The 13,137-nt window shown below is 62.6% G+C and carries 13 protein-coding genes and 1 tRNA gene; 6 read left to right on the top strand and 8 right to left on the bottom strand.

What is annotated here, in order from left to right; translation table 11 throughout:
• The first annotated feature begins 2 nt into the window (after positions 1-2).
• A tRNA-Ser gene (locus BIWAKO_RS23895) sits at positions 3-92 on the top strand.
• Positions 93-255: 163 nt separating this feature from the next.
• Here BIWAKO_RS23895 and BIWAKO_RS23890 read toward each other — a convergent pair.
• The 4 genes from BIWAKO_RS23890 to BIWAKO_RS23875 all read right to left on the bottom strand — a co-directional run bounded on the left by BIWAKO_RS23890 (position 256) and on the right by BIWAKO_RS23875 (position 3,532).
• Positions 256-1,332, bottom strand: coding sequence for an AI-2E family transporter (locus BIWAKO_RS23890; protein WP_069880775.1), 1,077 nt, complete (start codon positions 1,330-1,332; stop codon positions 256-258).
• A gap of 88 nt (positions 1,333-1,420) precedes the next feature.
• Positions 1,421-2,245, bottom strand: a complete 825-nt coding sequence (locus tag BIWAKO_RS23885) for an LssY C-terminal domain-containing protein (protein ID WP_069880774.1) — start codon at positions 2,243-2,245, stop codon at positions 1,421-1,423.
• Positions 2,246-2,448: 203 nt separating this feature from the next.
• On the bottom strand, positions 2,449-2,781 hold the full coding sequence (locus BIWAKO_RS23880; protein WP_069880773.1) for an SMR family transporter: 333 nt from the start codon (positions 2,779-2,781) through the stop codon (positions 2,449-2,451).
• A gap of 115 nt (positions 2,782-2,896) precedes the next feature.
• The gene (locus BIWAKO_RS23875; RefSeq protein ID WP_201788643.1) at positions 2,897-3,532 is read right to left on the bottom strand and encodes a pentapeptide repeat-containing protein; all 636 of its coding nucleotides are present in this window, start codon (positions 3,530-3,532) and stop codon (positions 2,897-2,899) included.
• 258 nt (positions 3,533-3,790) lie between these two features.
• Here BIWAKO_RS23875 and BIWAKO_RS23870 point away from each other — a divergent pair, with 258 nt between their 5' ends.
• Positions 3,791-4,954 (top strand): GGDEF domain-containing protein, encoded by a 1,164-nt coding sequence (locus tag BIWAKO_RS23870; protein WP_084651751.1) that lies wholly within the window; start codon positions 3,791-3,793, stop codon positions 4,952-4,954.
• On the opposite strand, the gene BIWAKO_RS23865 is transcribed toward BIWAKO_RS23870, so the two are convergent.
• Together BIWAKO_RS23865 and BIWAKO_RS23860 are read right to left on the bottom strand one after the other, a co-directional pair.
• The gene (locus BIWAKO_RS23865) at positions 4,932-5,243 is read right to left on the bottom strand and encodes a hypothetical protein (RefSeq protein ID WP_069880771.1); all 312 of its coding nucleotides are present in this window, start codon (positions 5,241-5,243) and stop codon (positions 4,932-4,934) included. The genes BIWAKO_RS23870 and BIWAKO_RS23865 overlap by 23 nt on opposite strands.
• 153 nt (positions 5,244-5,396) lie before the next feature.
• On the bottom strand, positions 5,397-6,953 hold the full coding sequence (locus BIWAKO_RS23860) for a bifunctional ADP-dependent NAD(P)H-hydrate dehydratase/NAD(P)H-hydrate epimerase (RefSeq protein WP_069882732.1): 1,557 nt from the start codon (positions 6,951-6,953) through the stop codon (positions 5,397-5,399).
• 326 nt (positions 6,954-7,279) lie between these two features.
• Between BIWAKO_RS23860 and BIWAKO_RS23855 the strand changes: the two genes are divergently transcribed.
• Together BIWAKO_RS23855 and glnA are read left to right on the top strand one after the other, a co-directional pair.
• On the top strand, positions 7,280-7,618 hold the full coding sequence (locus BIWAKO_RS23855) for a P-II family nitrogen regulator (RefSeq protein ID WP_043236635.1): 339 nt from the start codon (positions 7,280-7,282) through the stop codon (positions 7,616-7,618).
• Between the two features lie 95 nt (positions 7,619-7,713).
• Positions 7,714-9,123 carry a type I glutamate--ammonia ligase gene (gene glnA, locus BIWAKO_RS23850; protein WP_069880770.1) on the top strand — a complete coding sequence of 470 codons (1,410 nt, stop codon included), beginning with the start codon at positions 7,714-7,716 and terminating at the stop codon, positions 9,121-9,123.
• A gap of 113 nt (positions 9,124-9,236) precedes the next feature.
• On the opposite strand, the gene BIWAKO_RS23845 is transcribed toward glnA, so the two are convergent.
• Complete coding sequence (locus BIWAKO_RS23845; RefSeq protein ID WP_074471608.1) at positions 9,237-10,604, bottom strand: TIGR03808 family TAT-translocated repetitive protein; 1,368 nt, start codon at positions 10,602-10,604, stop codon at positions 9,237-9,239.
• Positions 10,605-10,784: 180 nt separating this feature from the next.
• Here BIWAKO_RS23845 and BIWAKO_RS23840 point away from each other — a divergent pair, with 180 nt between their 5' ends.
• Positions 10,785-11,651 carry an FkbM family methyltransferase gene (locus BIWAKO_RS23840; protein WP_069880768.1) on the top strand — a complete coding sequence of 289 codons (867 nt, stop codon included), beginning with the start codon at positions 10,785-10,787 and terminating at the stop codon, positions 11,649-11,651.
• A 68-nt stretch (positions 11,652-11,719) separates the two neighbouring features.
• Positions 11,720-12,871 carry a glycosyltransferase gene (locus tag BIWAKO_RS23835; protein WP_141740208.1) on the top strand — a complete coding sequence of 384 codons (1,152 nt, stop codon included), beginning with the start codon at positions 11,720-11,722 and terminating at the stop codon, positions 12,869-12,871.
• A 44-nt stretch (positions 12,872-12,915) separates the two neighbouring features.
• Here BIWAKO_RS23835 and BIWAKO_RS35520 read toward each other — a convergent pair whose 3' ends face one another.
• Entirely contained in the window at positions 12,916-13,116 is a 201-nt protein-coding gene (locus tag BIWAKO_RS35520; RefSeq protein WP_141740207.1) for a hypothetical protein, read from the bottom strand.
• Positions 13,117-13,137: the final 21 nt, after the last annotated feature.

Here is a 13,137-nt window from a genome sequence, read left to right as displayed (position 1 = left end):
CCGGAAGGGTGGCCGAGTGGTTTAAGGCAGCGGTCTTGAAAACCGCCGTGGGTGCAAGCCCACCGTGGGTTCGAATCCCACCCCTTCCGCCATCGACTTCGCTGCAAGCGCACTCAAGCTCCACTTGTTCGTCCGGGGACGCTTGAGAAGGTGTCGAAGATCGCCTCGCGCGATCGGATCACATGGACAGGCCCGGTTCGCCGCCCTCGTCGGCGACAGGCCTCGCAATCTATCGTTCCTGTCCCGGCCTTCTCATCATTCTGAGCCAAGCGAATCTGGGGCGCGCTGCCCCGCGCTTGCCAGGGACCGCCGCCACGCGAAGCGCAGGATCACGCCCAGCGATGCCGCGAGCGGTATCGCAAGCAGCACTCCGATGAAGCCGAACAGCCAGCCAAAGGCGAACAGCGCAAACATCATCCAGACCGGGTTGAGATTGACCCGACGGCCGATGAGGCGCGGCGACAGCACATAATCGGCGAGCATTTCGCCGACGATGAAGATGGCGCCGACAGCAGCGACAGGGCCCCAGTTCGGCCAGAACTGGGCCATTGCAACGCAGGCCGCGACGAAGAACCCGGTGGCTGCGCCGAAATAGGGGATAAAACTGATGAGACCGGCGGTAACCCCGATCACAATGGCATGGTTGAGCCCCGTCATTTTCAGGGCTGTCGCATAGAGCACGGCCAGAACGAGACAGATGACGGCCTGGCCGCGCACGAAGCCAGCGATCGTATCGTGGATTTCGCGCCCAAGCGCCCGAGCGTCGTCGCGATACGCCGGGGTAAACCAGCCATCGATCGTCGCCACCATGCGTTGCCAGTCAATGGCGAGATAGATGGCGATGATCGGCGTCACCACGAGCAGCGAAAGCAGCGAAACCAGGGCGAGCCCACTCGACCAGAGCGAGCGAAGGAAGCCGTCCAGCCAGTTGCTACCCATCGTCTTGGCGAGATCGGCGGAGGATTGCGCGATATGGAGCTCGCCACCCATGAGATTGTGCAGCCACGGGAGGCTCGCATCGCTCACGAGCGACTGGAGCCGCGCGAGGTAGCGGGGAAACTCCTCAACGAAAAATCTGAGTTCGCCGATGATCGCCGGGAGCATCACCAGGAGAAAGGCAATGAGACCGGCAACGAGCGGCAGAAAGACGGCCAGAGCCGCGAGGGAGCGATTCATCCCGAGTCGCTCCAATCTGTCGACCACCGGAACGATGAGATAGGCGAGCAAAGCGCCGACCACGAACGGCAACAGGATCTGGCGCAACAGCACCAGCGCAACCAAGGCGACCACAGCGACCGCAATCCAGAACCTGGCTGGTTGCGCGATCCTCATCGACGTTCTGTGCACATGCGGTTTCGAACTCGATTGCCGGCTTCATTGTCCGCCCTCAGGGGAAAGCGGCGAGAGTGCAGCGCTCCGTTCAGTTCACGATCAGGCTGGCGAAGGCGATCTCGCCATCGGTAATGTAGTGGTTGACCTTTCCGGTCTGCAAACGAGAACCGGATTGGTGCAAAACGACGTCACCGATGATCTGCTTTGCCTTCAACTGGGCGACTATGTAGTTGCGCTCCGCATTCGTGTCGGAATCGGTCGCATGGGTCACCTGGAACGTCAGTCGGGTCAGCGATAGCCCAGTGTCGCGGGTACCAGCACCGACCCATAATACAGGCCGGTCGGTCGCAGGCTTATCGGTGTTCAACCAGAAGCTCGCCGCTGTCAGATCGTCCTCGGAATGGGCGAGGCTCAGCGCCCAGAAGCGGATGTGATGGCGCTTGCGCGGGCTGTTGTCGATGGGCTCCTGGAAGCCGATGTCCTGCCTGCGTCCAAACAGATAGAGGGTGCTGAAGGGGGCGGTGGGATAGGTCGAGTTCAGCAGAAACGCTCTTGTCATTCGCCAGGAGCTGGCTATCCCCAAGCGATCGGCCGTCGACCAGCCCACCGCTGCAAACGCATCGCGCAGTTGTTGAAGAGTGCCGATGAGGACGAGGTTTACAGGGTCTCCCGGCAGACCATCTCCGGTGATCGTGTATCTGGGGATCAATCTGCGGTGAAGAACCTTCAGGCCCATTCGAACCACGTTCGGCAGAATGACATAGGCAGCCAAACCATAGGTCAGGCTCGCCGCCAGGATCCATGGCAGCCTGTGGTCTGCCGTATCGAAAATCACGAAGACGATCAGCCAAACGCTGACGACGCCCAGGCAGAGAACGAGGAATCTCTGAAAGAGGCGCGCGAGCAGTCTCAACGTTCTCTGTCCCGTCTGGTGCTGGGTGGAATCGCCATCGCTGTTCGTCTTGGGGATTTTGACATCCGAACACAACCACGTAAGTGACGGCGCTGTTGGCGGGTGGCAAACCGGTGGTCCCGTTGCTTCCTATACTAGTGGATGCTTGGTATTGGCGCTACGGCCGCGCGCCGGGCGCCAAATGAGCCAGGCTGCAGAAGCGCTCAATGCCCGCCCGAGGAGGAGAGGACGTTCACGACCAGGACGCCCGCCACGATCAGGCCCATTCCGGTCACAGCCCAGAAATCGAGCTTCTGGCCAAACGCAAACCACCCCACCGCCGAGATCAGGACGATACCTGCGCCCGACCAGACGGCATAGGCGATCCCGACAGGCATGCTCCTCAAGGTGAGCGACAGAAAGTAGAACGCGACGCCATATCCGACCGCAACGACGGCCGTGGGTCCCAGTTTTGAAAACCCCTCCGACGCTTTGAGAGCCGAGGTGGCGATGACCTCGGCAACGATGGCAACGGCAAGGGTAAGATAGGCGTTCATACCCCGCCTAAACATCCTTGTGTGACGCTCTCAAGGCTCCCGATCGAAGGGAGGCCCCGCAGCAGCCCACGTGTACCCCGGGGACGTCAGGGCGACACTTCCCCGAGATGCCCCCTTACCGCACCTTCAAGCCCAGTTCCGCGAGCAGTTGGCCAGCCTGCTGGCGAGAGATCGTGGCGCCGCGAAAGAGCGTGGCGTCAACCAGCCTCAGTCCGCCCAGATCGGCGCCACGAAGATCGGCCCCCTCGAAGCGCGAGCCGTTCAGTGCCGCATCCATCAGACTGCAATCCTCGAAGACAGCATCCCGGAAATCGCATTTCCTCAGGTCCGACTGGCTGAAATCGATTTTCCTGAGCGTGGTCTTGCGGAAGCTGAACGATGGCAGCTTCGCGCTGACGAGCAGGACCTCCTCGAACCGGCAGTCCAAGGCCCTTGCTTCGGACAAATCTGCACCAGTCAATTTGCAGCCAGCGAAGGACGCCGAAACCAGTGTCGTCCGGCGCAGAACGGCGTTGTTGAAATCGCCGGACTGAACCCGGCCGTCCGATAGATCAGCCCCCATGAAATCTGCGAAGGCCGCCCGACAACCAAGCCATTGCACCCGCTCGAGTTTCGCACCCCTCAGCTTCGCGCGCCTGAGGCTGCACCGTTCGAAGCGCCAACCCGACAGATCGAGCCCCGACAGGTCCGCCTCATCAAGATCGCACGCGATCACATGGTGCGGCGTGCGCAGCTCAGAGAGAGCTGCCATATCGGCTCGCTGCAGGGTCCGCTCCGCGACGGTCTGAAAGGCATCATCAGGCATGCGCTCCCGTAGCAACTGGCTGGGGGATGATCAATTTCAGAACCGCCGGTGCGCGGTCGAACGCCCTCGCCTCTCAGGGGCGCCGCCCTCCCCAAGGGTGGCCCCAACGAACCCGGGGCAGCCCCCGGCAACGGACATTTGTTTACCCAGAGGCATTAGACAGCCGCAGCACTCGAACCGGACAGCCTCTGCAGTCGGATCATCGTGAACCTCGTCCCAACGGCCATTCTGTTTCTGTTCGCGGCAACCTTCTGGGCCGTCTGGCTGGCCGAGCGCCGAAGCCGGTATCTGCTTCATTTTGCGCCGGCGTTCCTGGCCTTTGGCCTCGGGATGCTCGTCCAGACAGCGCGGATCCCAGCCGATTTCGGGCTGAACACGATGCTGTACGGGATGCTCTATGTCTCCGGCACGCTGAGCTTCGTGACTGGCGTGATGGTGCGCTCCAGCCGGCGCCCATCGCGCTGGTTCCTGGCGATCTGGTTCGCCGCGATCATCGGCGCACTCGGCTATTTCTATTACATCGACCGCAACCTCATCGTGCGCATCCATATCGTGAGCTTCGGCCTTGGCGGCATCATCGTCTCAGCCGCCTGGATCATGCGGTCGCTCGCACGGGGAAGTGCCACGGACCGGATGATGTTCTGGCTGGTACTGGTGTTTGGCCTGCACTTCTTCCTGCGTACCCTGCTGACAAGCGAATTGGCCGCGGCAACATCCGCTTCGACGTTCCTGCGGTCCGGGTTCTGGACCTGGGTGCAATTCAGTGCCTCGGTCTTCGGCGTCGGGATGGGCCTTGGGCTGCTCCTTGTCGTGGGCCTGGATGTGACGGCCCGACTGCGCAAGGAGCGCGATACCGATCCGCTTACGGGGGCGTTGAACCGGCGCGGCCTGCAAGGCCGGTTTCAATCCCTGGGCGCGGCGCGCCCTCCCATGGTGATCAGCGTCGTCGCTTGCGACATCGATCATTTCAAGAGCATCAACGACGCCTATGGCCACGCGGCCGGGGACGCCGTGCTGATCGCGATTGCAGCCACCATCCGGAACGCAGTTCGCGTCAACGATGCCGTCAGTCGCGTCGGTGGCGAGGAATTCGTCATCCTGCTCAAGGATACCACTGCAGAGCAGGCCTTCCATTTTGCAGAACGCCTGCGCGGCGAAATCGCGAGGATCTCGTTTCCCAGACTGCCGCCCGATCGGAATGTGACCTGCAGTTTCGGCATCGCCGAGCGTCGCCGTGGCGAGACACCTGCCCATGCGATCGGCCGCGCGGATCAGGCTCTGTACGCCGCCAGAACGCCGGGCGGAACCGTACGCGCACGGCCGCGACGTTGGTGCCAGCGCGATCCTAGGCGTCATTGCTGGCGTTGAGCTCGTCCAGTTCAAGCCCGTCCTTGTCGTTCGGATCAGGCAACAGCCCCTGCCCCGTAGCCCAGCGCGCCACAATCTCGGCGACGGCCTCCTCACGCGATCGACGTGACTGGATTCCCCGCAGATATCGATCGAGCGCGGTGAGTTCGGCGGCACTCAGATGGATGGTCAGGGGCGTCCTCGGCTCGGCTGCAGGCATGGCATGCTCCAGTCCGCTCACGTCACGGAATGCTCGCCCGGCGGCGGCAATCCGACCATCGAAGCATGACAGGATCGCGGGGCGCAGCAAGGCTTTGCTGCCCCGCGCGGTCCGATGATGTACCCGGACCGTGGCGTCATCAGCATGACGAAGGAGCAACTGACGGCGGCGCCGGCTGTGTCCTATGTCAGCTGCCGAGTGACATCCCGGCCCGCCCAACCCGCCGGCTGTCCATCTCCGCTTCTATTCGCCAGCTAATTGAAGCGGCCCGCCCTGTCGCGCAGCCAGGTCGGAGAGCTCGGGCAGGATTGCTTCCGGCAGATCATCCGCGATCAAGCCGCGTCCGAGGCGTTCTCCCGCTTTGCCATGGAGCCAGACGGCCGCGCAGGCGGCCTGGAAGGCCGGCATCCCCTGGGCTAACAGCCCCGCGATGAGGCCGGCCAGGACATCGCCGGACCCAGCCGTCGCCAAGGCCGGGCTGCCGGTGATGTTGATCGCGGCCTTCCCACCGGGCTCGGCAATGACGCTGTCCGGCCCCTTCAGGACGACGACCGCACCGGTGGCTGCTGAAGCGCGGCGCGCCCGTTCGAGCTTGGACGGAGCGGCCATCACGTCCGCAGACGACGCAAAGAGGCGCTCGAATTCCCCTTCGTGCGGCGTCAAGACGCAAGCTGCGCCGCTCGGCCTGATCCTGGAGCCAGTCGGGACCGACCTGTTTTCCGCGGCCAGCAGGGTGAGCGCGTCCGCATCGAATACCGCTGGAATATGCGAGCGCTGCGCGGCAAGGACGGCTTCCCTGGCCGCGTGGTCAAGCCCAAGTGCTGGGCCGGCGAGGACTGCGCCAAGCCGTTTCTCGGCCAGCAGCGTTTCGATATCGGCTGTCGAGGCGGCTGCCCGCTGAATCAGCGCGTCCGGGCCGCGGGCGGCATGCGCGGCAAGGGCTTCGGGCCGACACGCAATCGTCACCAGGCCGGCGCCAATGCGTAGCGCGGCACGCGCCCCGAGTCGCGGCGCGCCAACCCCCGCAAGCCCGCCCGCCAGGACGAGCACCGCGCCGCGCTTATATTTATGGGTATCGGCCGCGTGGTCCGGCCACTCGGCGCGCCATAACGTCGGAGCGTTGCGAAAGGCTCGCGCCTTCAGGGCGCCGTCGCCAAATGCCGCCTCGGCTGTGATGCCGATATCGGCAAGCGTCACCACTCCGCATAATCCACGCCCGGGATAGAGCAGATGCCCCGGTTTGAGGCGAAAGAAGGTGACCGTCTCATCGGCCCTTGTGACCGCTCCATCAGCGCGTCCCGTCTCCCCCGACAGGCCGCTGGGGACATCGACGGCAACCACCGCGGCGTCCGAGGCGTTGACGCGATGCACCAGGGCAGCGACCTCGCCGGTCAACGGCCGATCGAGTCCTGCGCCGAAAAGGGCGTCGACGATGAGGTCTGCCTGCTCCGGAGCGACAGACGAAATCGGCATGACCTCACCGGTCCAGGCCTGTGCCATCGCAAGGGCATCGCCCTGCAAGGCTTCCCGTTCGACCGACAAGGCAAGCGTCACCCCGAAACCACGCTCGCGGAGGAGGCGCGCAGCGACGAACCCGTCGCCACCATTGTTGCCGGGGCCACAGAGAACCAGAATGGCCTGTCCGGGCCGGGCCCGCCGACTGACGGCATCGGCGACCGCCCTGCCCGCTCGCTCCATCAGGACGTGCCCCGTCGTTCCCGCTGCAATCGCAGCCCTGTCGGCGCGCGCCATCTCGGTTGGGGTCAACAGGGCAAGGGCGATCTCGTCTGCTGTGCTCATCGCGCGATCATCCGGAAGCGGGACGCTCATAGCAAGATCGGGCGCGCGGATCTCGTTTGGCTATCGATTGATCATTTGCATAAATTATGGGCGGAATATCGCCTCATCATGAGGCGATACCTGCCACGCTCCCTCATGGCGAGGCACACGCGCCGATGCTATGAGCACATACGGCGAGTGTTCGTCTGCCACGGCGGAACGCTGAGCCGGCCACCGAGACATCGGGAAAGGCCGATTTCAGCGCATCGACGATTGGACCGGCAGGCGGTATCGAGGAACGGACGAATATCCGTTTCCAACCACGCGCAAGGGAGGCCGGTCGGCGCATGAAGAAGATCGAAGCGATCATCAAGCCCTTCAAGCTGGATGAGGTGAAGGAGGCGCTGCAGGAAGTCGGGCTGCAGGGCATCACCGTGCTCGAAGCCAAGGGATTCGGCCGCCAGAAGGGCCATACCGAGCTCTATCGCGGCGCCGAATACGTCGTCGACTTCCTGCCGAAGGTGAAGATCGAGATCGTGCTGGCCGACGAGATGGTCGAAAGCGCGATCGAAGCCATCAAGAAGGCCGCTCAGACCGGCCGGATCGGCGATGGCAAGATTTTTGTATCGACGGTGGAGGGGGCGATCCGCATCCGCACCGGAGAGACCGGCGCGGACGCGATCTGAGGGCTTCTTTCCCGAACCCGTGAAATCGGCGTCCGCCGGGCGAATACCCGCGGATCGATGAATGTTGAGAAACTGCTTTCAAGAGGAATGCTGAGATGAAGAGCGCCAAGGACGTCCTCAAGGCGATCAAAGACAACGACGTCAAGTATGTCGACTTCCGCTTCACCGACCCGCGCGGCAAGTGGCAGCACGTCACCTTCGACGTCACCATGATCGACGAGGACATCTTCGCCGAGGGCACGATGTTCGACGGTTCGTCGATTGCCGGCTGGAAGGCGATCAACGAGTCCGACATGCTGCTGATGCCTGATCCGACGACCGCCGTGATGGACCCGTTCTTCTCGGCTGCGACGATGGTGATCACCTGCGACGTGCTCGAGCCCGCGACCGGCGAGCCCTATAACCGCGATCCGCGCGGCATCGCCAAGAAGGCCGAAGCCTATCTCAAGTCGACCGGCATCGGCGACACGGTCTATGTCGGTCCGGAAGCTGAATTCTTCGTCTTCGACGACGTCAAGATCTCGGCCGATCCCTACAATACCGGCTTCAAGCTCGACAACGTCGAGCTGCCGATCAACGGCATGACTGACTACGAAGGCGGCAATCTCGGCCACCGCATCGCCACCAAGGGCGGCTACTTCCCCGTCCCGCCGCAGGATTCGGCGCAGGACATGCGCGGCGAGATGCTCGCAGCCATGGCGGCGATGGGCGCCAAGGTCGAGAAGCACCACCACGAGGTCGCCTCCGCCCAGCACGAGCTCGGCCTGAAGTTCGACACGCTGACCCTCATGGCCGACACCATGCAGGTCTACAAGTACGCGATCCACAACGTGGCGCAGAGCTACGGCAAGACCGCGACCTTCATGCCTAAGCCGATCTATGGCGACAACGGCTCGGGCATGCACGTCCACCAGTCGATCTGGAAGGCCGGCAAGCCGATCATGGCCGGCAACAAATATGCCGACCTGTCGCAGGAATGCCTCTGGTACATCGGCGGCATCATCAAGCACGCCAAGGCGCTGAACGCCTTCACCAACCCGTCGACGAACTCCTACAAGCGTCTCGTTCCCGGCTATGAGGCTCCGGTGCTGCTGGCCTACTCGGCCCGTAACCGCTCGGCCTCGTGCCGTATTCCGTGGACGACCTCGCCGAAGGCCAAGCGCGTCGAGGTTCGCTTCCCCGATCCGATGGCGAACCCCTATCTCGCCTTTGCCGCGCTGCTCATGGCCGGCCTCGACGGCATCGTGAACAAGATCGATCCGGGCCCGGCGATGGACAAGGATCTCTACGACCTGCCGCCGCGCGAGCTGAAGAAGATCCCGACCGTCTGCGGCTCGCTGCGCGAGGCGCTCGAGGCTCTGAAGAAGGACAACGCCTTCCTCAAGGCCGGCGGCGTCTTCAACGACGATTTCATCGAGAGCTATATCGAGCTCAAGATGCAGGATGTGGCGCGCTTCGAAATGACGCCGCACCCGGTCGAGTTCGCGATGTACTACTCCTACTGAGAGCTCTGCGCCGGGAACCTCCCGGCGCAGCCGCCTTCCTCCCGACCGCGACGGTTCGCGGTCCACCTGAAACGCCGGGGCGGCAACGCCCCGGCTTTTTTCTGTCGAAGCCTTCAGACGTAGCGATTATGCCCGAAGGTGACGCTGCCGACCGCCGTTGCGAGATCATTGCCGTAATCGGCCGTTCCCACGCGATTCATGGTGGTGCCGGTGAAGACGGTCGGCACGATTCCACCGAGGCTGGCACCGTTGACAATGTTCCCGGAGACGACGACCGACCGTCCGCTGTTCGTCAGCACGCCGATACCGATAGGCGCGTTTCGCACCAAATTCCCGGAAACGACGAGCGCGCGCGCAGCCGTGTTGATGCCGGCCTGGATGCCCACCCGCGCAGCTCCGTCGATGAGGTTGCCGGAAACCACGCAGTCCTGCTCGACGACGATGCCGTTTCCGATCGTTGACGGCGGATAGTAGCCGGGATCGGGAATCGGACTGTCGATGACGTTGGAGATGCGATTGCCTTCCACGATAACGCTCCGTGAAACGCCGTCGGAGAACTGGCCGGAGTTGGCGACGAGAATGCCGCCACCGACCGTGTCGAGGCTATTATTGGAAACGATGCAACCCGTGAGATCAATTCCCGCGCCAGGCGCCTCGATGAAGATCGCCGCTTCGCGCGTGTTGTAGATATTGTTGTTGCTAACGTTGTGCAGCCCCCCGCCATTGCAGCGGATGGCGGAGAATTTGACGCTGATGATCTTGTTGTCGGTGATCGAAACGCCGACAGCCCGAAAGACGCTGACGCCATTGCCGTTCTGCCCAGTGCCGCCGGCAATCGTATCGACGCCGTTGATGAAGTTGCCCGTAATCGTGGAGCTGTCACCGGTGATCATGTCACGCCAGACCGCGATGCCATTGTTCAACATGCCGCTGATGGTGTTGTTCAGCGCTTTGATCTGGGCGTTCTCGCTCCAGATCCCGACGGAATGGTTGCCGAAATAGCAGGACCGGAAGACCGCGCCGGACGAACTCGCGGTATAGGCTCCGATGCCGGGCGAGTTCATGATCTGACAATTATCGAACAGGACGTCTTGGGCATTGCCGGCAATTGCGATGAAGGCCGGGCGCTGAGAAACATAGTCTGTCAAAGCCCGGTTCTGACCGTCGAAGAAGATCCCCTCGAAACGAACCTGGCTCTGCCCTTCGATCCGAAGAAACGCATTCGTTCCGGTAAAGCGCAGAACGACCGAGCCGGGCATGGCGCGAACCTGCAGCGGCTTGCCGCCGCCATTCGTCGGCAGGACCGTCACGGTGCCTGAGTCATAGACACCAGGCTGAAAGAAGAGAGGCCTCCCTGATTGCGGGCGTAATCGAATACCGATTGGAGGTCGGTAAATGTAGTCCAGCCGGAACTCGCCGCGGCGGTGCGGGCAACCACAGTGTCGTCGAACAGTGCGTAGGATGGCATTGAATATCTCCATTGAGAACATAACAAGAACGATATGGGCTGATATTCCTATTCACGTCAAGCGCACCCTGGAAAGTTCACCTGTCCGAGCGCTGCTGCGGCCAAGGACAGCGGCGAGCGACCGGCCATTAAGCGTTCGGTAGAGGATTGGGGCTATGCGTCGCGATCCATGCCGTTAGGGGAGATTGCGGCGATGCTGCAGATCAAGGAAGGGCGCCTGACATACGCCGTTCAGCGCGCGCATGACCTTCTGATCAAGAAGATCGTCCCAAGCAGCAGAAAACACCTTCCGCCCCATCCGCGAATTGCGGTGATTCCGACTGACTATCTCGGCATCTCAATCATTGGGAATGGAGTGTATGAACGCCGCGAGATCGCGTTTCTCAAGACCCTCTTCATCGCGAGGAACCTCGGCTCATGCATCTTCTTGGATATTGGCGCGAATATAGGAAATCATTCCATAAACTTCGCGGATTCGTTCGAAGAGGTGATATCGTTCGAACCCAATCCCCCTATCGCCTCGCTGCTAAAGACGAACATCGTGCTTTCGCAAACGGGCAACATTCGTGTTCATGAAGTCGGCCTCGGCCAGGCCGATGCCGAGTTGAGGTTTTCCTTGCTTGAGCAGGGAAACGATGGGAGCGGCAGCTTCGCCTCCGGGCAGGGAGAACTTGTGCTGCCTGTCCGCCACGGCGACGCATTCCTTGCTCAACTGGAGCCGGCAATTGCGTCGGGCGCGAAGCGGGTCGGGTTTGTCAAGTGCGACGTCGAGGGCTTCGAGGCAGATGTGTTCGCGGGCCTGCGGCAAACCTTCTCATCTCATCGCCCGATCGTTGCATTTGAGAGCAACGACAGGGTCGCGGGAGAGAGAGCATGGGCCGAACTGAAGACTGCTGGCTACGATACCCTGTCCTGTCTGCGGGAAACCGGAGATGACCGGGGCAAGCTCGCCCAGGAATTGAGCCGACTGACATTCGGCTATTCCTGCTGGCTCGAGGAAGTCGCCAAGGTTCCGATACGACGCTGCAATCTGGTGGCGAGCTTCGGTTCGCTGATCTGAGGTTCAGCCCGCACACCGGCCGCCCAGGACAAGCCGGCGCCGGTCAAGTGCTCGAATTCAGGACGCGTATGTCTGGCTCCCGTCTGTCTCTCACGCCCTCCGTGATCATCTTCGGCTCGGCGAGCCCCGTCACCTGCGCGGTGATGGACTATGCGCGGCGGCTTGCCGACGCCATCAACGCGCAGCGTCCCGGTTTTGCCGCCCTTCACATGATCGAACCCGACCAGCCCATCGCCTTCGTCCGTGCCATCGTCGGGGCCCTGCGCGAGGGCCGGATTGCGCATTTTCAGCTTCCTGTCGAAGGTTGGGGGAACGCGATCCTGCCAGGTTCAGCGCTGATGTTGGCGCGGCTCTGGACGCGCAAGGGCAATACCGTTGCGACCTTGCACGAGTGGGCCTCGCTCAACCGGCTGCGCTACCTCTCGATGATCCCCGACATCCTTGCAACCGACGGCTTCATCTTCGTTTCGCAACAGCAGCGCGAGAGCTTTCTCAAGACGCCATTGGTGGGACAAGAGAGGAAGCGGGCCGCCCCGGTCATCCCGATCGGCCCGAACATCATGCCGGCCCGGATCGATCCGGAACGGGTCGTCGAGGAGCGGGCGAAAGCACTGGCGAGCGGCACGACGCGGGCCGATATTGTGATCGGCTATTTCGGAGTTCTCTACGCGAGCAAGCGCCCGGACATGCTGCTGCGCGTCGTCAAGACACTGCATGAACGCGGCATCAGGGCGCGGCTCCTGGTCTGCGGTGATTTCCTCTGGGACAAACCCAGGGACCGCGAGGCCTTTCTGGGGCTCGCGCGCGAACTCGGCATCATCGACTGGCTCGACTTTCGCGGCCGCATCGACGACGAGGGCGAACTGATGGCGACGCTTTCAGCGGCCGATGTGTTCCTCCTGCCCTTCACCGACGGGATCAGTACGCGCCGCGGCAGCTTCCAGGCCGTCAGCCAGCTTGCGATCCCACTGGTCTCGACCGAAGCCGAGCGCCGGGACGAGTTTGACCGCTCACCATCTCTGAAGGCCAAGATCGACAGCCCCGCGACCGTCCTCTGCCCAGTCGAAGCTACGCCTGAAGAATTCGCCGACGCCATCGTCACCGCCCATCTTCGCAAGGCGGACGCGATCGGTGTCGATCTATCCGCATCATGGGATGAGGCAGCGCTGGCGCATCTCGCTTTCTACGACCAGATGATCGCCGATAACCGGCGCTCATAGGCGGGACACGACCCGCGTCAACATCCTGCAGGTCGTCCTGCGTCTCAGCGCAGGGCGAGAGCGACGAAGCCGATCACCGCGATGGCAGCGGCAAGCCCCCACAATTTGCGGGAGTAACCGACATCGATCGAACGGGAGCCGGTCAGCAGCGCCATGTCCTCGTAACCAAAGGATTCACCGGCAAGGCGCGCAGTGCGCTCCAGCCCGGCCATCTTCATCCCTGGAACCGACGAACGCGCGACCACGACAGCCTCCCACTTTCCCAA

The sequence above is a fragment of the Bosea sp. BIWAKO-01 genome, assembly GCF_001748145.1.
GTDB lineage: Bacteria > Pseudomonadota > Alphaproteobacteria > Rhizobiales > Beijerinckiaceae > Allobosea.
The sequence above is the reverse complement of the archived record's forward strand: the minus strand, read 5'-3'. Positions and strand labels throughout refer to the sequence as shown.